Annotated in this window: 19 protein-coding genes; 14 read left to right on the plus strand and 5 right to left on the minus strand. The window is 67.9% G+C overall.

The window, feature by feature from the left end; translation table 11 throughout:
- Positions 1–141 precede the first annotated feature (141 nt).
- The 14 genes from QMO14_RS29270 (at position 142) to QMO14_RS29335 (ending at position 16,189) form a co-directional block, all read left to right on the plus strand.
- Positions 142–2,736, plus strand: coding sequence for a DUF2169 domain-containing protein (locus QMO14_RS29270; RefSeq protein ID WP_301511484.1), 2,595 nt, complete (start codon positions 142–144; stop codon positions 2,734–2,736).
- Positions 2,733–3,785 carry a pentapeptide repeat-containing protein gene (locus QMO14_RS29275; RefSeq protein ID WP_301511486.1) on the plus strand — a complete coding sequence of 351 codons (1,053 nt, stop codon included), beginning with the start codon at positions 2,733–2,735 and terminating at the stop codon, positions 3,783–3,785. Before QMO14_RS29270 ends, QMO14_RS29275 begins: the two co-directional genes overlap by 4 nt.
- Before the next feature lie 28 nt (positions 3,786–3,813).
- Complete coding sequence (locus QMO14_RS29280) at positions 3,814–4,455, plus strand: DUF3540 domain-containing protein (RefSeq protein ID WP_301511487.1); 642 nt, start codon at positions 3,814–3,816, stop codon at positions 4,453–4,455.
- A gap of 37 nt (positions 4,456–4,492) precedes the next feature.
- Entirely contained in the window at positions 4,493–4,888 is a 396-nt protein-coding gene (locus QMO14_RS29285) for a DUF4150 domain-containing protein (RefSeq protein ID WP_126025731.1), read from the plus strand.
- Between the two features lie 68 nt (positions 4,889–4,956).
- On the plus strand, positions 4,957–7,335 hold the full coding sequence (locus tag QMO14_RS29290) for a type VI secretion system Vgr family protein (protein ID WP_301511490.1): 2,379 nt from the start codon (positions 4,957–4,959) through the stop codon (positions 7,333–7,335).
- A gap of 23 nt (positions 7,336–7,358) precedes the next feature.
- Complete coding sequence (locus tag QMO14_RS29295; protein ID WP_301511491.1) at positions 7,359–7,841, plus strand: DUF6484 domain-containing protein; 483 nt, start codon at positions 7,359–7,361, stop codon at positions 7,839–7,841.
- A 16-nt stretch (positions 7,842–7,857) separates the two neighbouring features.
- Positions 7,858–8,970 carry a DUF2169 domain-containing protein gene (locus tag QMO14_RS29300; protein ID WP_301511493.1) on the plus strand — a complete coding sequence of 371 codons (1,113 nt, stop codon included), beginning with the start codon at positions 7,858–7,860 and terminating at the stop codon, positions 8,968–8,970.
- Positions 8,967–10,004: a hypothetical protein gene (locus QMO14_RS29305; RefSeq protein WP_301511495.1), complete on the plus strand. Its 1,038-nt coding sequence runs from the start codon at positions 8,967–8,969 to the stop codon at positions 10,002–10,004. Before QMO14_RS29300 ends, QMO14_RS29305 begins: the two co-directional genes overlap by 4 nt.
- Positions 10,005–10,006: 2 nt before the next feature.
- Positions 10,007–11,140: a PAAR-like domain-containing protein gene (locus QMO14_RS29310; protein WP_301511496.1), complete on the plus strand. Its 1,134-nt coding sequence runs from the start codon at positions 10,007–10,009 to the stop codon at positions 11,138–11,140.
- A 15-nt stretch (positions 11,141–11,155) separates the two neighbouring features.
- Positions 11,156–12,040, plus strand: a complete 885-nt coding sequence (locus QMO14_RS29315; protein WP_301511497.1) for a hypothetical protein — start codon at positions 11,156–11,158, stop codon at positions 12,038–12,040.
- A 13-nt stretch (positions 12,041–12,053) separates the two neighbouring features.
- The gene (locus QMO14_RS29320) at positions 12,054–13,343 is read left to right on the plus strand and encodes a TIGR02270 family protein (RefSeq protein WP_301511498.1); all 1,290 of its coding nucleotides are present in this window, start codon (positions 12,054–12,056) and stop codon (positions 13,341–13,343) included.
- Entirely contained in the window at positions 13,340–13,522 is a 183-nt protein-coding gene (locus QMO14_RS29325; protein WP_301511499.1) for a hypothetical protein, read from the plus strand. The genes QMO14_RS29320 and QMO14_RS29325 overlap by 4 nt, the downstream gene beginning before the upstream one ends.
- A gap of 89 nt (positions 13,523–13,611) precedes the next feature.
- The gene (gene tagH / locus QMO14_RS29330; protein ID WP_301511500.1) at positions 13,612–15,306 is read left to right on the plus strand and encodes a type VI secretion system-associated FHA domain protein TagH; all 1,695 of its coding nucleotides are present in this window, start codon (positions 13,612–13,614) and stop codon (positions 15,304–15,306) included.
- Entirely contained in the window at positions 15,299–16,189 is an 891-nt protein-coding gene (locus QMO14_RS29335; protein ID WP_301511501.1) for a PP2C family serine/threonine-protein phosphatase, read from the plus strand. Before tagH ends, QMO14_RS29335 begins: the two co-directional genes overlap by 8 nt.
- Before the next feature lie 102 nt (positions 16,190–16,291).
- On the opposite strand, the gene QMO14_RS29340 is transcribed toward QMO14_RS29335, so the two are convergent.
- The 5 genes from QMO14_RS29340 to QMO14_RS29360 form a co-directional block, all read right to left on the minus strand.
- Positions 16,292–16,831: a peptidoglycan-binding protein gene (locus QMO14_RS29340; RefSeq protein ID WP_301511502.1), complete on the minus strand. Its 540-nt coding sequence runs from the start codon at positions 16,829–16,831 to the stop codon at positions 16,292–16,294.
- Between the two features lie 81 nt (positions 16,832–16,912).
- A complete protein-coding gene (locus tag QMO14_RS29345; protein ID WP_301511503.1) occupies positions 16,913–17,392 on the minus strand; it encodes a type VI secretion system tube protein Hcp in 480 nt (159 codons plus the stop codon).
- 192 nt (positions 17,393–17,584) lie between these two features.
- Complete coding sequence (gene tssC, locus QMO14_RS29350; RefSeq protein WP_301511505.1) at positions 17,585–19,078, minus strand: type VI secretion system contractile sheath large subunit; 1,494 nt, start codon at positions 19,076–19,078, stop codon at positions 17,585–17,587.
- Positions 19,079–19,116: 38 nt separating this feature from the next.
- Positions 19,117–19,635, minus strand: coding sequence for a type VI secretion system contractile sheath small subunit (tssB, locus tag QMO14_RS29355; RefSeq protein ID WP_301511507.1), 519 nt, complete (start codon positions 19,633–19,635; stop codon positions 19,117–19,119).
- 51 nt (positions 19,636–19,686) lie between these two features.
- On the minus strand, positions 19,687–20,088 hold a 402-nt coding region (locus QMO14_RS29360), incomplete at its 5' end, for an ImpA family type VI secretion system protein (RefSeq protein ID WP_367618179.1).

Consider the following 20,088-nt stretch of genomic DNA (forward strand, 5'->3'; position numbering starts at 1 on the left):
AGCCACCACCGCCACCGCCACCGCCACCGCCGCCACCGCCGCCGCCGCCGCCACCGCCGCCGCCGCCGCCGCCATCCGATCCGCTGGACGGAGGGGTGCCGCCGAACGACGACTGGGAATAGGGAACGGCGCCAAGCGACCATGCAAGTCCTCAAACCCCAGGCGCTCGGCCTGTCGACGCGCCCCATCGAATTCCGCAAGCGCTTCGGGCTCAGCATCAGCGCCTGCCTGCACCTGCCGTTCGCACAGGGCGAGCGCGGAACGCTGTGGGCGGAGCAGTCGATGTGGTCCTTCCTCGGGAAGGAAATGGCGCAACCCCTCATCGACGAGGGCGTGGCCAAGCTCACGCCGGAGTTCCTGGTGCACGGCAAGGCATTCCCGCCGCCGGACCGGGCCGACGGCTGTGCCGTGCGGGCCCGCTTCGGCACGCAGGAGAAAACCCTGCTGGTACTCGGGGACCGTTACTGGGATGGCCCGAGCCCGAGCAAGGCCCGGCCTTTCCCGGAGATGCCGCTGGACTGGTCCAGGGCCTACGGCGGCGCGGACTTTCCCCTCAACCCCGGCGGGCGGGGCAGGCAGAAGATCGATGGCGTGGCGTGGCTGCCGAACATCGAACTGCCTCATGACCGCCTGCTGCGCCCCGACCAGGCCATCGCACCGGCCGGCATGGGGGCGCTGGACGTGATGCACCCGCAGCGCGCGCAATACCGCGGCACCTACGACGCTGACTACCTGAAGCAGCATGCGCCGGGGTTCGCGCCCGACACCGACTGGCGCTACTTCAACCTGGCGCCGCCCGACCAGTGGATGGGCACGGCGCTCGCCGGCGACGAGCCGTTCTCGTTCGAGAACATGCATCCGCACAAGCGTCTGATAGAAGGCCGCCTGCCGGGCATGCGGGCGCGGGTGTTCGTCGGCTACAGGATGGCCGTGGGGGAGCCCAAGGTGCGCGAGGTGCCGCTGCGGCTGACCACCGTGTGGTTCTTCCCGCATGCCGAACGCTGCATCGCGATCTTCCAGGGGCTCGCGGAGGTCGGTACCGACGACGGCTCGGACGTGGTCAGCCTCATGGGCGCGGTCGAGCGCGTCGGAGAGGTCCGCTCCGACGCTCACTATCTCGACGCCGCGGCGAAGCGGGCCGACCCGAAGCTGGGCCCGATCTATGCCATCGTCGACAGCGACCTGCTCCCGGAAGGCGTGAGCACCGCCGATCCGGACGTGGAGGCCGCGAAGGCACCCTTCGGCACCGAAGGCCTTCAGGGCGAAGCCCAGCGGCGTCGTGCCGAGATGGATGTGGCGTTCGCGCGCGAGAAGGCCATTGCCATGGGCAAGGACCCGGATGCGCTGGGAATCCGCATGCCGCCGCGGGAGAAGGTTCCGGTCGGTGACGAGCTTCCGCCCTACCTGGAGAAGAAGATGAAGGAGGCCGAGGCCCAGCAGTGGGCGGCGGTCGAGGATGCGGTCACGCTCGTCGAGCGGGCGCTGGCGATGTCGCAGGAGCAGAAGATCGATCTCGCCCGGCTGCAGCACCGCGGTCCGCCGAAGTACGACCCCGACAGGCACATGGCGGAAATGCAGGCACAGGCGGCCATGGGAACGCGGCCCGTCAACCTGACGCCGATCTACCCGAAGCTGTGCCAGATCGAGGACGCGCATCGCGCAGGCTATCTGCAGTCCGCGCACATGCAGCCGCCGGCTTTCCCGATGCCGGCCGGCGATGCCGCGAAGCTGCGCGGCGAGATGGCACGCGCCGGCGCGGCGGGCATCAGGTTCTTCGCGGGCATCGATCTCACCGGCGCCGATCTCTCGGGCCTCGACCTGCGGGAGGTGAACCTGGAAGGCGCGTGGCTGGAAAGCGCGAACCTCTCCAATACCAATCTCTCCGGCGCCAACCTGGCGGGCGCAGTGCTGGCGCATGCGAACCTGGAAGGCGCGATCGCCATCGGCGCGAAATTCGCCAGGGCCAACCTCGGCAAGGCGCGGCTGGCTCGCGGTGTCTTCGACGACGCCGACTTCAGCGGGGCGACGCTCATGTACTGCGCGTTCGCCGGCACCCAGATGCGGCGCGCGAATTTCGCCAAGGCGAATCTGCTGCAGACCACATGGGGCGATGCCGACTGGGCCGGTGCAGACCTGAGCGGGCAGGTCTTCCACAAGCTGGACCTCAAGGGCATGAGGTGGCCGGAGGCGAACCTGTCCGTGTGCAACTTCATCGAGTCCGATCTCTCGGGCGTCGACATGCATGCGGCGAAGATCGAGAACGCGACTTTCGTGACCAGCAAGCTCGACGGCGCGAAGCTGATGGCGGCGCGCTGCGCCGGCACCGTGGCGGTCAAGGGAAGCAGCCTGGCCGGTGCGGACATGAGCCAGGCCGACCTGCGCAACTTCAATTTCGGTGCCTCCGATGCGCGGGACGCCAGGCTGATCCGTGCGGTGCTCGATGGCGCCAACCTCTGCGAAGCCCGGCTCGAAGGCGCGGACTTGCGGCTCGCCAGCGCCAAGGGCGCCCTGATGCGCAAGGCCGTCTGCTCGAACGCGCTGCTGTCGGGCGTGAACTTCAGCGACGCGATCTTCCAGTCGGCGGATCTGCGTGGGGCCGACCTGCGGCGCAGCAATCTCTTCGGTGCAGACCTCGGGCGGGTGCGGCTCGACGGTTCGACGAACTTCGACGGGGCGTTGCTCAAGCGGGCGCGCACCTGGCCCCGGCTCACCCCGGAGCAGCAGGCGGCGGCATGAGCCCGAACCTCCTGGCCATTGCAGTCAGCGTCGGCGAGGCGCTGGAAGGCCTCGACCTGCGCAAGGGACGCTACGCAGGCCTTGCGCTCGGCGGCGGGATCTTCTCGCGCGTCAATTTCGCCGAAGCGGATTTCCGGGGGGCCGATCTGCGCGAAGCCGTATTCGACTGCTGCGACCTGCGTGGCGCCATCGCGTCTGGCGCCAATCTCCGCAAGGCCGTCTTCAACCGCTGCAAGCTCGATCACGCGGACCTGCGCGAGGCCAACCTGCACGGCGCCGTTTTCACGGAGTGCGACCTGACGCATGCGCAGATGGCGCAGTCGGCGATGACGATGGCCACCGTCACTCGCTGCAGGCTAGACCATGCCGTGCTGCGCGGCGTGCCGCTCGACTCCGCGGTGATCAGCCAGTCGGTCCTGCTCGACGTCTGCGCCGACGACACCAGCTGGCAATACACCACCGTCAACGAATGCGATCTCTCGCACCTGACGTGGACCGGCGCGCGCATGCTGCGCAACGTCTTCTTCAAGACCTCGCTGAAGGGCATGTCGTTCGCCGGGCTGGACCTGAACGGCTGCCAGTTCTCGTCCGCCGACCTGAGCGGCGCCGATTTCAGCGGCATCACCCTGCAGCAGTGCAACTTCCAGGGCGCGACGCTCGATGGCGCGAAGTTCGCGAACGCGGTGGCGCCGTCGGCGATCTTCTGCGCGGCGACGGGCAAGGGCGTCGACTTCTCGGGAGCCCGGCTGCGGCAGGCGCTCTTCACAGGTGCCGTGCTGCCGCGGGCCAGCTTCGCGGGCTGCGACCTGTACCAGACCCATTTCGCGGGCGCGAAAGTGCAGGGCGCCAACTTCAGCGGCGCCGAGCTCACGTACGCCGACTTCCGCCACGCCGACCTCACCACGGCCGACCTGCGCCGCGCCACCATGCTGCGCACCGTGCTGCATGCCGCCATCACCGAAAACGCCCAGATGAGCGACCGCGCCCGCGCGCTCGAGACCGACGCCGAGCTGGCGCAAGCCGAGCGCTGGCAGCCGCTGGTCGCCTGACATGACGAACACGGAGGAACCCACCATCATGAACAACGAAACCTCAACGCTGACGAAAGCGCGCACCGGAAGGAAGGGCCAGGCCGCGAAGGCCATTCCCGGCGAATGGTGCGTGGGCATTCTCGGCACCGATGCAAAGGGCCGGCAGGTCGTTGCCAGCGGCGCCCTGAAGCTGCGCGCACGCCGCGCCGCGAGCTGCCTGCTGGAGCCGGCGGCGGGCGACAGCGTGGCGTGCCTTCGCCTCGCGCCCGATGAAGTCTGGATCATGGCCGTGCTGCAGCGGGAGGAGGGTACGGTCAACGTCCTGAACTGCGAAGGCGGCGGCATGCGCATCGCCGCAGAGGGCGGCCGTATCGAACTCGCGGCCGATGAGCTCGACGTGACCACGCAGCGCACGCGCCTTGCCACCGATACCGCCGACGTCGTCGGCCGCCAGCTCAGCGTGGTCGGCACCAGTCTCAAGCTCGTGGGCTCGGTGCTCTCCTCGGTGATGGACCGCGTGCAGCACTTCAGCAGGCACTACCTGCGCACCACCGACGGCATCGATCGCGTGGCGGCCACGCATGTGGAGTGCGAGGCGAAGCAGCTGATGCGGATCGAAGGCGAGCACACGCTGGTCAACGGCCGCGAGCTGGTGAAGGCGCGCGGCGCGCAGATCCACTTCGGCTGAGGCGCCGGAGGAACGAACGAGCAGGGAGAAACAGAAGATGTTCGCCAACTGCCAGCTGATGGGCACGGACATGGGCTTTCCCGATGTCTGCATCACGCCCGCCGCGCCGTCGCCGATTCCGGTGCCGTACCCGAACATCGCCATGGGTCCCATGGCGATTCCGAACTGCCCCACGATCCTCATCATGGGCGGTCCGGCCCACAACCTCGGCACCACCATCCCGATGACCAACGGCGACAACTCCGGCGTGCTGCTGGGCGTGGCCTCGGGCACGGTGATGGGGCCGAGCCGCCATCTCACCGGCGCTTTCACCGTGCTGATGATGGGCATGCCCGCGTCGCGCCTGACCAGCGTGTCGCTGCAGAACAGCACCAACTGCCCGGGCGTGCGAACGGTGCCGAGCCAGCCGCTGGTGTTGTTGCTGGCGCCCTAGCGCAGATTGCAGATGCCTTGGCGGCGCCTGGATGCGCCGCACATACAGAACGAGGGGAGCAGCCATTCATGGCAGACAAGGAGTTCCGCATCGAGAGCGACTCGCCCGTGACGGACGAGCTCATGTTCTGGCGCATCGTGGGTCACGAGGCACTGGCGCGTGCGTCGACCTACGAACTCACCGTGCTGTCGGAGAACAAGGCCATCGAGGCGAAGGACATCCTCGGCCGGGCCTTCGACGTCGTCATCGGCTTTGAGGATGCCGACGGCGGCAGGCACGAACGCCACTGCCAGGGCCATGCGATTCGCTTCGTGCGCGCGGGCCATGCCGGGCGCTACCACGAGTACCGGTTCACACTGCGCTCCTGGTTCTGGCTGCTGAGCAAGCGGGTCAACTCGCGCATCCAGCAGGAGAAGCCGGTGCTCGACGTGCTCGACGCGGTTTTCGAGGACAGCCCGATCAAGCGCTTCAAGAAGACCCGCACCGACAACGTGGTCGGCACCCACAAACCGCGCCGCTACTGCGTGCAGCACCAGGAAAGCGACTATCAGTTCCTATCGCGGCTGTTGGAAGACGAAGGTATCTATTACTGGTTCGACGCGCACGACGCGCCCGGCACCATGCACCTCTCGGATGCCAGCGACATGGCGCACGACAAGCTGCCCGCCGCGGACACGCTGCGCTACGCGCCGAGCGACTCGTCCGAGGCGCGCTTCAACGAGATCTCGCGCTGGGTCAGCGAGCGGCAGTTCGACACCGGCAAATACGCGTCCGCCGACAGCGACTTCAAGGCGATCAAGAAGAAGCTGGAGGCGGCCGGCGGCACGCCCGACAAGCACGAGCTGGCCGAGTTCGAGGCCTTCGAGTTCGCGGGCGGCTACTTCAACGGCGGCGACGCCGACGACAAGGGAAAGCTGCGCGGCGAGGAAATCGGCGCGCGCCGGCAGCGCCACTGGGCGCTCACGCCCTGGCCCGACGTGGCCGCGGGCCGCAGCTTCAAGTTCGAGAACGACCCCGACGGCACGCGCGACAGCGACTACGTGATCGCCGCATGCACCTTCGTCGCGAGCCACCCGGGCTACGAAGGCGCGGACATCGAGGAGCCGCGCGTGCCACCCACGCGGCTGCTGCGCGAGGCGCTCGCCGACGACGCCGTGCTCGCCGACACCCTGCCGGCGTTCGAGGCCGTCGCCGCGCGCATGCCTTCTCTCGACGCGGGCCGCCCGGGTGCCAGCGCCTTCCTGCTGACGGTGTTCCCGGTGGACATGCCTTTCCGCCCGCCGCGCCTCACCCCTCGCGTGGTGATGCCGGGGCCGCAGTCGGCCATCGTCGTGGGCCCGTCGGGCGAGGAGATCCACGCCGACGACTTCGGCCGCGTGAAGGTGCACTTCCACTGGGATCGCTACGACAAGAGCAACGAGAAGTCGACCTGCTGGGTGCGCGTGTCGCAGCCCTGGGCCGGCAAGGGCTGGGGCGGGTACTTCTGCCCGCGCATCGGCCAGGAGGTGATCGTCGACTTCCTCAACGGCGACCCCGATCGCCCGCTGATCGTGGGGCGCGTCTACAACGACGACCAGCCCATTCCCTTCGGCACCCACACGCAGAGCGGCTTTCGCACACGCTCCACGCCAAAGGGCAGCGCGGCGAACTGCAACGAGTTCCGCTTCGAGGACAAGAAGGGCTCCGAGCAGGTGTACCTGCACGCCGAGAAGAACCAGGACATCGAAGTCGAGAACGACGAGACGCACTGGGTGGGCCACGACCGCACCAAGACCGTAGACCACGACGAGACCACGCACGTGAAGCACGACCGCACCGAGACGGTCGACAACAACGAGACCATCACCGTGCACGGCCAGCGCACCGAAACGGTGGACAAGAACGAGACCATCACCATCCACCAGAACCGCACGGAGACCGTGGACCTGAACGAGACGATCTCCATCGGACAGAACCGCACCATCACCGTCGGCGCGAGCGAGACGGCCACCGTCGCGCTGCAGCGCACGCACACGGTGGGCATCAACGAGACCATCACAGTGGGCGCGGCACAGGAGATCACGGTGGGGGCGATGCAGGCGGTGACGGTGGGGGCGAGCCAGACGATCAACGTCGGGGCGAACCAGTCGAGCAGCATCGGGGCGAACCGGTCGGTGGATGTTGGAGCCAACCTGTCGACCAACGTCGGCGCCGATGAAGCACGCAGCGTGAGTTCGGGCCGGACCACCAGCGTGGGAAAGGACGACTCGCTTTCCGTGGGCAAGAACCTGGTGATCACCGCGGGCGATTCCATCTCGATCACCACGGGCAGCGCGAGCATCACGATGAAGAAGGACGGGACCATCGTCATCAAGGGCAAGGACATCACGATCGATGCCTCCGGAAAGATCAACGCGAAGGCGAGCAGCGACATCGTGATGAAGGGTTCGAAGATCCTGCAGAACTGAACACCATCGACGGAGCACACACCATGAGCGGCAGAGACCTGATCGAGAGCGGAATGCAGCAAGCCCTGGCCACCGCGCCGTGCGGCGGCGTGGTGACCGGCGAGCTCGTCGCCATCGCCGACGAGGGGCGCACGCCACTCGTCATGTTCCCGGGGCAGGCGGGCACCGCGGCCGTGCGCGCGCGCAGCGTGGTCGATCTGCACGGAGCGCACATCGGCGCGGCAGTGGTACTGATGTTCGAGGAAGCCGATGCGAGCCGCCCGATCGTGATGGGCGTGCTTCGCGGGAACGAGGGCTGGCCACTCGCCGAGAAGCCCGCGCAGGTGGAGGTCGACGCCGACGGCGCGCGCATGGTCGTGAACGCGCGCGAGCAGATGGTGCTGCGTTGCGGCAAGGCCAGCATCACGCTCACGCGCGCCGGCAAGGTGCTGATCCAGGGAAGCTACGTGCTGAGCCGGTCCACGGGCGTGAACCGGGTCAAGGGCGCGGCGGTGCAGATCAACTGAAAGGAAGGCCCCGGCCATGGAGATCATGAACGCCACCGGCATGACTGTCGGCTACACCATGGGCGTGGAGCCTTCGGGCCGCGAATTGCTTGTCGTGGTGGTGAAGGGGACGTTCGCGATTCCTCCGGACGGCGGCACGGCGGAGCTTCTCGCGGCGCAGCGTCCGCTGATCACCGCCGACACATTCACTGGCATGCCGGGATACTCGGCGCCGGCGGAAGAGATCGACTTTGCGCCGCGCAAGCCGCGCTGCGACGTGCTGGTGTCCGGCAGCGCGCACGCGCCGCACGGCGAGCCAGCGCGGCGCGTGGCGGTGGGCGTGCGGCTCGGAGGCTGGAAGAAGGTGTTCGCCGTCGTCGGCGACCGTCACTGGGAGGCAGGGCTCTCGGGCTGCCGGGCATCCGCGCCGCTGCCGTTCGTGACCAAGCCCATCACCTATGACGTAGCGTTCGGCGGCGTGGACGAGCGGCACGAAGACCCGTCCCGGCACGCCGCTTACATGGCCAATCCCGTGGGGCGCGGCTGGCATCGAAATCTGCAGCCGCGTTTCGTGGACGGCGCGCCGTTGCCGAACACCGAGGAGCTCGACCGCGCCGTCGACGCGCCCGACGGCATCTTCGCGCCGATGGCGCTCGGCCCACTCGGCAGGGGCTGGTCGGGCAGGCTGCCGCACGCGGGCACCTACGACCAGGACTGGATCGACAACACCTTTCCGTTTCTGCCGGCGGATTTTCGAGACGACTACTACCAGGCGGCGCCCGCCGACCAGCAGATCGCGTATCCGCTCGGCGGCGAGGACATGGCCCTGGCCAACCTGACGCCGCAAGGGCACACGCGGTTGCGTCTGCCGTCGCGCGAGGTGCCTGTCACCTTCTTCCACCGAAAGGGAGGACACGAGGAAACGCGCGCGGTGCTCGACACGATCGCCATTCATGCGGACCAGGGCTGGATGACACTCGCGTGGCGCAGCACGGTGCCGCTGAGGAAGAACATGTTCGAGATATCCGGCATCCTCGCGGGCACGAAGTCGCGCGGCTGGTGGCGCGCCCGCGCGCTTGGAAAGACATACCACCCGTCGCTCGGCGATCTGGTGCGCGGCCGGCGCGAATCGGTCGGGGAGGGTTCATGAGCGCGGCCCCCCTGGTGGTCAGCCGCACCGGCATGGTGACGGGCGTGGGACTCGACGCGGCGGCGAGTTGTGCCGCGATCCGCGGCGCGATCGACAACTTCCGGCAGACCGCATTCAGGGACCGCAATGGCGAATGGATCATGGGCTGCGAGGTTGCGCTCCAGGCACCATGGCGCGGCGAGAAGAAGCTGCTGGCGATGGCCGCGCGCGCGATCGGCGAGTGCCTGGAAGGCTTCGACCGGCCCGCCTGCGAGGCGACGCCGCTGCTGTTGTGCCTTGCCGAGGCCGACCGGCCGGGCCGCGTCGTTCGGGACGATGGGCGCTTCCTCGAGACCTTGCAGCACGAGCTGGGTTTCGACTTCCATCCGCAGTCTGCGGTCATCGCGCAGGGGCATGTCTCCGCGGCGGTGGCGCTGTTGCGGGCGCGCCAGCTCATGAGCGAGCCGGCCGTCTCGCAGGTCGTGGTGGCGGCAACCGACAGCCTGCTCGACGGCGCGGCGCTGGCCGATTGCGAGGCGCGCGACCGGCTGCTGACGAGCGCGAATTCCGATGGCTTCATTCCCGGAGAGGGCGCGGCCGCGCTGCTCGTGGAGCCGCTGCGCGCGCAGCCATGGGGGCAGCTGGTGTGCCGCGGCATCGGCTTCGCGGTCGAGAAGGCCCACATCGATTCCGAGGAGCCGCTGCGCGCCGACGGCCTGACCTCGGCCATCAAGCAATCGCTGCAGGAGGCGGGCTGCGGCGAGAGCATCCTGGATTTCAAGATCATCGACGCCTCCGGAGGCCAATACGTGTTCAAGGAAGCCACGCTCGCGTTCGGACGCATCGACCGCACCAAGCGCACCGAGTTCGACGTGTGGCATCCGGCCGATTGCATCGGCGAGGTGGGTGCGCCCGTGGGGCTCGCGATGATCGCCGTGCTCAAGGCGGCCTGCGAGAAGGCCTATGCCCGGGGAAACAACGTGCTGCTGCACCTGGGCAACGACGGCGGCAAGCGCGCGTCGATGGTCTTCTCCTGGCATTTCACGGGAGGCTGAGCATGGCCAACCAGGTCTTCGCGAACGGGAGGGAGGTGGCATGCAAGGCCGGCGCGGGCAAGACCATCTGCGCCACCCCCGACGTGTGCATGACGCCGCCGGAGAACCCCGCGACGCCGCCGGGGGTGCCCGTGCCCTACCCGAACACGGGGCTCGCGTCGGACACCACCGACGGCAGCCGCAGCGTGCAGATATCGGGCCAGGAAATCATGCTGAAGAACAAGTCGTACTTCAAGACCTCCTCGGGCGACGAAGCCGGCAGCGCAGCGAAGAAGGGCGTGATCTCCAGCAAGAACAAGGGCAAGGTGTACTTCATCGACTGGTCCATGGACGTGAAGTTCGAGGGCGAGAACGCGGTGCGGCACCTGGACAAGACCACCAACAACCACGGCAGCCCGACAGCCAACGAATCCATCCCCTGGCCGTTCGTCGATTCGATGGCGGACGGGAACATCGACAAGACCGCGTGCGACGGCGACAAGGCGCGGGAGGAGCGGGCCTGCGCCGAGTACAAGCCGGCCAAGAAGGACGGCAAGGATGTCTGCGCCGAGACCGGCCTGGGCGGCGATTTCGCCTCGATCAAGGGGGATCTGCCGGGGGCCGCGAAACGCGCGAGCGAGAATGAGTGCGCCGCGGCGCGCCGCTGCCGCCTGGTGCCCTACCAGGCGTCGCCCAAGGTGGAAGACGGCATCAAGGGCTGCTGTCCCGCGCAGACCGGGGACCACATCGTTCCGAAGAGCTCGTTCTTCAAGGACCGTTTCGGCGGCAGTCCCATGACGGGATGGAAGAAATATCGCATGGAGGATGCGCCGTGCATGTGCACCGAAGGCGGCAGCTGCTCCGGAACGCACGGGCTGCGGCACACGCACCACAAGACGACCTCCAGCGTGCCGAACGGAACGCACCGTCCGTTCGACGAGGAGGTGACGCATTGCGCGGCGGGCGCGAAAGCCGTGGCGCCGCACTGCGACCAGAAATGCATCGAGGCCCAGCTCAAGGAAGGGCACAAGGGCCTGGGCGATGCGAGCAAGGACGTGAAGCATTCATCGACCGGCAAGACGGACATCGAGCACTATTCGTCGCTGCAGGACACCATCAACGAAACGGCCGGTTCGCTGGGCGCGCCGCTGCCATGACCACGAGGAGCCGACATGGCCGAGAAGGTTTCGATCAAGCGTGAGTTCGTGCGGGGTGCGGCGCGCTTCGCCGACCTGGTGTACGTCATCACCCAGATGAAGAGCCTGCTCGAGCAGGATATCGCGCACGTGAGCCTCGTGGGCATTTACAAGGGCAAGTGGGGCGATGCCTTCAACACCACCTGGAACGCGACCGCGGTCGCCGTGGCGAAGCTGCCGTCGGAGAAGGTGGTGCTCATCGGCGAGGATGGCGACGTTGCCACCTACGTCGGCGGCCGGCGTGAGGACGAGACGATCGTGCCGCAGCCCGTGATGATCCGCAACGCCCGCGAGATCGCCGGGTACGTGCATGCGTGCGGCAGCAAGAGACAGGTCTTCAGGCGCACCGGCGAGCGGCAATGGATCGACATGAGTGCGCCGCGCGCGGCGCAGGCCGAGGTCTTCGGCTTCGAGGCGATCGACGGCTACGCGGACAACGAGATCTACGCCGTCGGCTGGGGCGGCGAGATCTGGCGCCACGACGGCGGGGCGTGGACGCAGTGCGGCAGCCCCACCAACGTCATCCTCACGGCGGTCTGCTGCGCGGGCAACGGCCTCGTGTATGCGGCCGGGCAGGGCGGCGTGCTCGTGAGCGGCCGTGGCGATGCGTGGGTACCGGTGGACTGGGAAGACGAAGTCACGGCCGACCTCTGGGATCTGTGCTGGTTTCGGGACAAGCTCTACGTGGCGACGATGTCGGGCCTCTACACGCTGGACGCGAATCGCCTCGTGCCGGTGAACTATGGCGCGATGGGGCCGGTCACCGGCTACAGCCTCGCTGTCGCGCAAGGCGTGCTCTGGTCCATCGGGAAAGCCGACGTGGCCTCGTTCGACGGCGCGGCGTGGCGCAAGTACGACTGAGCAGGCGCCTCGCATGACCGCCGCCGCCATCGTACGCAGCACTGCCGCGCCGGTGGCGCTCGTCGTGCAGCGCCACGCTGAAGAAGCCGCGCTGCTGTGCAACCAGCGGTTCTTCCTCGTCGCGTCGGGGCATACCCGGCTGCATCACCTGCGCCGCCTCGACGACAGGCTGGCGGCGCATCTCGATGGACTGGCGGTCGCGCGTGATGCGGGAAGCAGGGCGTGCGACGAGGCGCTGGCCAGCGCGGGGCGGGGCGAGGTGTTCGCGGCCCTCGCGCTGGCGCTGGAGAACCGCGACCTGCCGCGAATCGTGCGCCTGCTGGCCGTGGCCGAACTGCTGCCCGAGGTGCGCGAGGCGGCCGCGCTGGCTGGCGGCTGGGCGTCGGGCGGTTCGCTGCGCGGCATCGCCAAGGACATGCTCGATTCGCCTCACGCGTTTCGTCGCGCCGTCGCCATCGCCGCCTGCGACTTCCACATGGTCGACCCCGGCCATGCGCTGCACACCGGCATCGCCGATGCCGACCTGGCGCTGCGCGCACAGGCGTTGCGCGCCGCAGGCGAGTGCGCAAGGCGCGATCTCGCGGCCGCGTGCCTCGGCGCGTTGCAAGACGAAGATGCCGGCTGCCGCTTCTGGGCTGCGCGCTCGGCCGTCTTGCTGGGCGAGCGCCACAAGCCTGTCCATGCGCTGCATGACGCGACCCTGCTGCCGGGAACGCTTCACGGCCGGCTGGCGCAATCGCTGCTGTTCAAGCTCGCGACACCGGCGCAAGCCGCGCCTCTTCTGGAGGAACTGCTCGATCGGCCCGCTCATGCACGTGACGCCGTGCGCTGCGCCGGCACGGTGGGTGACGCGCGGCTGATGCCATGGCTCATCTCGCGGATGGATGACCCGGCGCTCTCGCGCCTTGCGGGCGAGGCGTTCAGCACGATCACCGGCCTGGACCTTGCCTGGCTCGACATGGAGCTAAGGCCGCCGGAGGACATCGAATCCCGCCCGGGCGATGCGCCTGAAGGCGATGACGTCGCCATGGACGAGGACGACGGCCTGCCCTGGCCCGACCCCGGGAAGATCGGCGATTGGTGGGGCGCCAACGGATACCGCTTCCAGCCGGGCGAACGCTATTTCATGGGCGCCGCGCCCTCGTGGGGGCATTGCATGGGGGTGCTCAGGCAAGGCTTCCAGCGCCAGCGCATGGCGGCCGCCGAATACCTCTGCCTGCTGCGTCCCGGCAGCAAGCTCTTTCCGGTGGCCGCGCCGGCATGGCGCCAGCAGCGCTGGCTGGTCCATTGGCCGGACGAATGAACGGCGAATCGATGACCGCGAAATACATCCTCGGCGCATTGGCCGCTGCATTCCTGCTTGCCGCGGCGATGCGCCGCGCGCAGGGCGGTTCGGTGCGCGACCCCGCCACCCGCACCTGGCTCCTCATAGCACTCGTCTTCACCGCCATCGCAGCCTGGCTGCAATGGCATACCTCTTAAGGCGAGATTGCCAACATGCCCCACGGAATGAATACTCCCTGCGAGTTTGTTCGGGCGCATTCAGGCACAGAGCCTTCGGGGGCCGATTCATGATCCATATCGCTGTCATCACCCGGCAAGGCGCTCCGGCGGGGCAGGCCATCGCGGCGGACTTCGGCCCCAATGGCGGCACCATCGGGCGGGCCGATACCAACACGCTGGTGCTCGACGATCCCGACCGCACGGTCTCTCGCGTGCATGCGCAGGTGTTGTGCCGCGACGGGCAGTACTTCGTCATCGACCGGGGCAGCAACCCGATGCAGTGCAACGGCGTGTCGCTGGGTTCGGGCAAGGAGGCTGCGCTGACCGACGGCGCGCGGCTGGTGGTGGGCAGTTTCGAGCTCACGGTGCGGGTGACGGCTGGTGCTGCTGCTCCGCCGCCCTCGCTGGCCATTCCCGACACGGTGATCGGGGCACCCGCGGGTGCGCCCGCGGCGGCGGCATCGTCGAGCGACGATCCCTTCGCCGACCTGCTCGCGGGCCTCGCTGCGTCGCCCGCGCCTGCGACGGCTCCCAAGCCCGCCGCTCGATCTACGGCGGCCGCGCAGCCCGATTCGCTGCTCTTTCCCGATCCGATGGAAAGCGGCTCGCGCAACGTGCAGGCCGCGCAGGTCGATCCCTTCGCCAATCTGCTCGGCCCCACGCCGTCGTCGCCGCCGGCGGCTGGTCTCGGCGCGCTCGACGATTTCTCCGACCTCGGTGCGCCGCCCGCGAACGGCAAGGCGGCGAGCATCGACGAGCTGTTCGGTGGCGTGGGCGGTGGCGGCGGCATCGGCGGCGATCCGCTCGCGCTGTCGCCGCTGGCCGATCCGCTGCTGCAGCCCAACACCGCGTCCAATGCCGATCCGCTGGCGGCCCTGCAGCAGGCGGCGCCCGCCACGCCCGTGCCGCGTCCCGACCATCTGCCGATCGACCAGTTCGGCTTCACGCCGCCCAAGGCCGTCGAGCCGCCCAGGCCGCCCGCACCGCCGCCGGTGATGGCTCCCGCGCCGGCGCCATCGCCCGCACAGTTCGATGACGTGACCGGCCAGCCGATACGCATCAGCGGGCCGGAAGGCTCCGGCAGGCCCCTTGAACCGCTGCGGCCGCCGGTGGCTCCCGTTCAGGCGCCCGCCCCGCGACCGGCTGTCCAGGCTCCCGAGCGCATGGCCAGCGACGACGAGCTGCTCGCGGCTTTTCTGCGCGGCCTGGCGAGCACGCATCAGCCGCCCGAGATGCTCACGGCGGGCCTGATGGAGCGCATCGGCTCGATGCTGCGCAGCGCCACCGAGGGCACGCTCCAGCTGCTGCTCACGCGCCAGGAGTTCAAGCGCGAGGTGCGCGCCGAGGTCACGATGATCGCGGCGCAGGCCAACAACCCGCTGAAGTTCTCGCCCACTGTCGAGGTGGCGCTGGCGCATCTGCTGGGCCCCGGCGTGCGCGGCTTCATGCCGCCGGAGGCCGCGATGCGCGACGCCTTCAACGACCTGCGCGCGCACCAGTTCGGCGTGATGGTGGGCATGCGCGCGGCGCTGGCCCATGTCATCGCTCGCTTCGAGCCGGCGGAGCTGGAGAAGAAGATCAGCGCGAAGACGGCGCTCGATGCGCTCTTCAGCGCCAACCGCAAGGCCAAGCTGTGGGACCAGTTCGTGTCGCTCTACGGCGGTATCGCGAGCGAGGCGGAAGACGACTTCCACAGCCTTTTCGGCAAGGCTTTCCTCGAGGCCTACGAAGAGCAGATGGCACGCCTGAAGTCCGATGCCTGAGAAGACCGGAAAGAAGAGCACAACCAGCAGCAGCGACAAGCAGCCGGAACGACAGCACAACAACCGCAGCACCCGCGAGGCAACTCTCTTGGAAATCGAAATCGTCACGCTCTCCCGGCAGGGAGGCCGCACCTACAACGAGGACGTGCATGGCCACTGGCACGACGAGCGCTATGTCGCGTGCCTGGTGGCCGACGGCGCTGGCGGCCACGGCGGCGGTGACGTGGCGGCGGCCACCGCGCGCGCCAGCATGCTCGGCGGCTTCTCGGTCGCGCCAGGGCTCGACGAAGCCACGCTGCGCGGTTTGGTGGAGCAGGCCAACCGCGACGTGGTGGCGCGCCAGGCCGAGGGCGGAAAGCTCGCGGGCATGCGCTCGACCATCGTGTTCGCGGCCATCGATCTCGAAAGCCAGGCGCTCGCGTGGACGCACAGCGGGGACAGCCGCGCCTACCTGTTTCGTGGCGGCGCCATCGTGGCGCGCACCACCGATCACAGCCTGGTGCAGCAGATGGTGGCCGGCGGCATGCTCGACGAAGAGGGCGCGCGGCTGCATCCGCAGCGCAACATGCTGCTGTCGGCACTGGGTTCGATCGAGGAGGAGCCCGAGATCGCCGTGTCGCAGCGCATGCGCCTGCTTCCCGGCGACGTGCTGCTGCTTTGCAGCGATGGCGTATGGGAGCCGCTGGGCGACGAGTGCCTGATCGACACGCTGCACGCATCGCGCACGCCCAGCCAGTGGACCGAACTGATCGACCTGCAGGTCCAGGCCAACGCCAAGCCTGGCCACGACAACTACACGGCGCTCACGCTGTGGGTGATCGAGGACGACGGCGACGACGCGACGCGGCTGATGCCTGAGAACGTCGCGTCTCCCGATTCCTGAGCCCTTCATCCTTCCCGCAGCGGAAAAGAGCAGGACAAGAAGAAAAGGGCCCGAAGCGATCGCTTCGGGCCCTTTTCGTTCGTGCCGCGCTCGGCGGTTCGTTCAGGCGCCACCCGAGGTCGGAACGGTCTGAGGGGCGACATAGGTGTACTTGTTCGCCGTCTTCTTCACCTTCTTCAGCGCATTGCGCAGCTGCGCCGGCATGTCCTCGCGGTTGGGCAGGTTGGTGTAGTTGTCGATGCCCTGTTCCTTGCAGCAGTTGGCACAGCCGTTGTTGAGCAGGTCGAGCGCGTAGCGAGTCTTGCTCTGCGTGCTGGACGCGCCGGGCGCGCGGAACGGATCGAAGATGCCGTCCGGCAACACCTTCTGACCGAGCGCGATCGCCTGGGTCTGGAAGTGCGTGATGTGCTTCTGCGTGATCGGTCCGTAGTAGCCGTCCACGGCGATCACCTCGGTCTGGCCCGGGGGCGGATCCAGGTCGTGGTTGAAGCCAAGCAGCTCGTAATAGAAGATCTTGAACAGCGCCTGCACCAGCATCACGTCTTCACGTGTGTTGGAGCCGATCCGGCCGACCGACCAGTCGATGTTGTAGGCGGTGAGCAGCGCGCCGCTGGTGCCGATGAGTGGGGTGCTGAATGCCATTGCATTGCTCCGGTGAGGACGCGTGGAAACCGCATCGGGCACTGGCGCGCCCGATGCCGTGCCCCGCGGGTCCGTCGTCCGTCAGCGGGTCTCGGTGGTTGCGACGTTCCAGCCGAACTTGACTTCGCCGCCGGCCGCGCCCTTGTCGTCCTGGGCCTTGTAGGCGAACTCGATGTCCTTGAACGAGCACGACACCTGTTCCTGCACGTCGCCGCCCTGCGCGCCGCCGGGGCCGACCATGGAGATGAAGACTTCCTTGAGCGTGACTTTCAGGTACTCCTGCTGGCCTTCGCCCGACTTGCGGCAGGTCAGGACCAGGTCCTTGAAATGCTTGCCGCTCACGCAGTTCTTGGCCAGCACCGGGGAGGCCTTGTCGTAAACGTGCGTGAAGTGGAACTCGCCCGGCGTGGCCTTGCCCTTGCCCGAGCCGCCGCCGGAGCCCGCGCCCGAGGCATTGCTCACGTTCCAGGTCCACGACGAGATCTCGATCTCGTCCTTGTGGTCCTTGTGGGAAGATTCGCCCTTGACGCCGTCGAGCTTGATATGAAAGTCAGAAGACATGTTCCTACTCCTTGGAACCCGATTGCGTTCGGGCGGTTGCTGTTGATGATCGAGACGGGTACTTGGGCTGCCGCCGGCTGGTTGGCAAGGCCGGTGAGTGGCAGCTGTGGATAGAACGAAACGGGATCGGGAATTTCAAGAAAATCCGACCCGTTCCATGCTTTCTTTTCCGCTGTTGCCGCGCTGCCCGCCTCAGGCGCCGCCCTTGGCCGAAGGCAGCTTCGACACCAGGCGCAGCGAGACCGTGAGGCCTTCGAGCTGGTAGTGCGGGCGCAGGAAGAACTTGGAGGTGTAGTAGCCAGGGTTGCCTTCCACTTCCTCGACGACCACCTCGGCGGCGGCCAGCGGCTTCTGGGCCTTGGTGATCTCCGAGGAGTTGGCGGGGTCGCCGTCCACGTAGTTCATGATCCACTTGTTGAGCCAGCGCTGCATGTCCTCGCGCTCCTTGAAGCTGCCGATCTTGTCCCGCACGATGCACTTCAGGTAGTGCGCGAAGCGGTTGCAGGCAAAGAGGTAGGGCAGCCGCGCGGCCAGGTTGGCGTTGGCGGTGGCGTCGGGGTCGTCGTACTCGGCGGGCTTGTTCAGCGACTGGGCGCCGATGAAGGCCGCGAAGTCGGAGTTCTTGCGGTGGATCATCGACAGCAGCCCAGCCTTCGACAGCTCGGCCTCGCGGCGGTCGCTGATGGCGATCTCGGTGGGGCACTTCTGGTCCACGCCGCCGTCGTCGCTCGGGAAGGTGTGCAGCGGCAGGTTCTCCACCGCGCCGCCCGACTCGATGCCGCGGATGCGCGAGCCCCAGCCGTAGAGCTTGTACGAGCGGTTGATGTTGGTCGCCATCGCGTAGGCCGCGTTGGCCCAGGCGTACTTGTTGTGGTCGGCGCCGGCGGTGTCTTCCTCGAAGTCGAACTCTTCCACCGGGTTGGTGTTGGCGCCGTAGGGCGTGCGCGCCAGGAAGCGCGGCATGCACAGGCCGATGTACTTCGAGTCGTCCGACTCGCGCAGGCTGCGCCAGCCGGCGTACTCGGGCGTGGAGAAGATCTTGGTCAGGTCGCGCGGGTTCGCGAGTTCCTGCCACGACTCCATCTGCATCAGGTTGGGGCTGGCGCCGGTGATGAAGGGGGCATGCGCCGAGGCGGCGATCTTGGCCATCTCGCCGAGCAGCTCCACGTCGGGCGGGCTCTGGTCGAAGTGGTAGTCGCCCACCAGCGCGCCGAAGGGCTCGCCGCCGAACTGGCCGTATTCCTGTTCGTAGATCTTCTTGAACATCGGGCTCTGGTCCCATGCCGCGCCCTTGAACTTCTTGAGGTTCTTGGCCAGCTCCTGCTTGGAGATGTCCATCACCCGGATCTTCAGGTTCTCGTCGGTCTCGGTGTTGTTCACCATGTAGTGCAGGCCGCGCCACGCACTCTCGAGCTTCTGGTAGTCGGGGTGGTGGATGATCTTGTTGACCTGGTCGGTGAGCTTGGCGTCGATCGCGGCGATCATGGCCTGGATCGACTTGGTCACGTCCTTGCCGATGACGGTGCTGTTGGCCAGCGCCTGCTGCGCCAGCGTGAGCACCGCGGCTTCGACGGCGCTCTTGGCTTCGTCGCTGCGCGGCTTGAATTCCTTCTGCAGCAGCGATGAAAAGTCGCTGCCCGCGTACGCGACATCTTTCAGCGCGCTCTGTTCGAGTGCTTCGGCCATGGTTGTTTACTCCTCGTGTGCTCGGATGGGTGTCGTCGTCAGGCGGCGGGCGCGCTGCCGCTGTCTTCGGGTTTCTTGCTCGCGGCCAGCGTCTGCAGCAGGGCCGGGTCTTCGAGCACCTTGGCCAGGAGGTCTTCGGCGCCGCCCTTGCCGTCCATGTAGGTGACGAGGTTGGACAACTGCGTGCGCGCCTCGAGCAGCTTGTTGAGCGCGCCGACCTTGCGCGCCACGGCGGCGGGCGAAAAGTCTTCCATGTTCTCGAAGGTGAGCTCGACCTTCAGGTCGCCTTCGCCGGTGAGCGAGTTCTCCACCGCGAAGGCCGCGCGCGGCTTCATGGCCTTCATGCGCGAGTCGAAGTTGTCGACGTCGATCTCCAGGAACTTGCGGTCGGCCACCGGCGCGAGCGGGTCGGCCGGCTTGCCGGAAAGGTCCGCCAGCACGCCCATGACGAAGGGCAGCTGCACCTTCTTTTCCGCCCCGTAGAGCTCCACGTCGTATTCGATCTGGACCCGGGGCGCCCGGTTGCGGGCGATGAATTTCTGACTGCTCTTGGCCATGGAGATGCTCCTTGCGGGTGTGAATGGGGGCGGATGCGGGGTGGTGGGGGCTTATTCGGAAGGACGCCGGCCCGTGACCGTTTCGATGGTGTCCATCGCGTTCGGCGCGAGGTTGGCCATGATTTCCAGAAAGCTCACGCCGATGAGCTTCTTGGCACGCTCGATCAGCAGCGGCGCCGGGTTGCCGGGCTCGGCCTGCTCCAGGTAGCGGATCACGCGGTCGAGCATCTGCACCGCGTCCTGGCGGTTCTGGATCTCGCCGCGCATGGCGGCTGGGCGCGCAGACGCGGCGCCGTCGGCTTGCGCGTCGGCGGCGGGAGCGCCCGCCTCCTGTGCGGCGGCCTCGACCGGCGAGCCGCTGGCCGAGGCGCAAGCCTTCTGCAGCACGCGCGCGATGGCGCGCAGCGGATCGAAGTCGAAGGCATCGGCGCGGCCGGTGCGGTCGGCGATGAG

Source organism: Variovorax sp. CAN15, from assembly GCF_030462475.1.
Lineage (GTDB): Bacteria > Pseudomonadota > Gammaproteobacteria > Burkholderiales > Burkholderiaceae_C > Variovorax.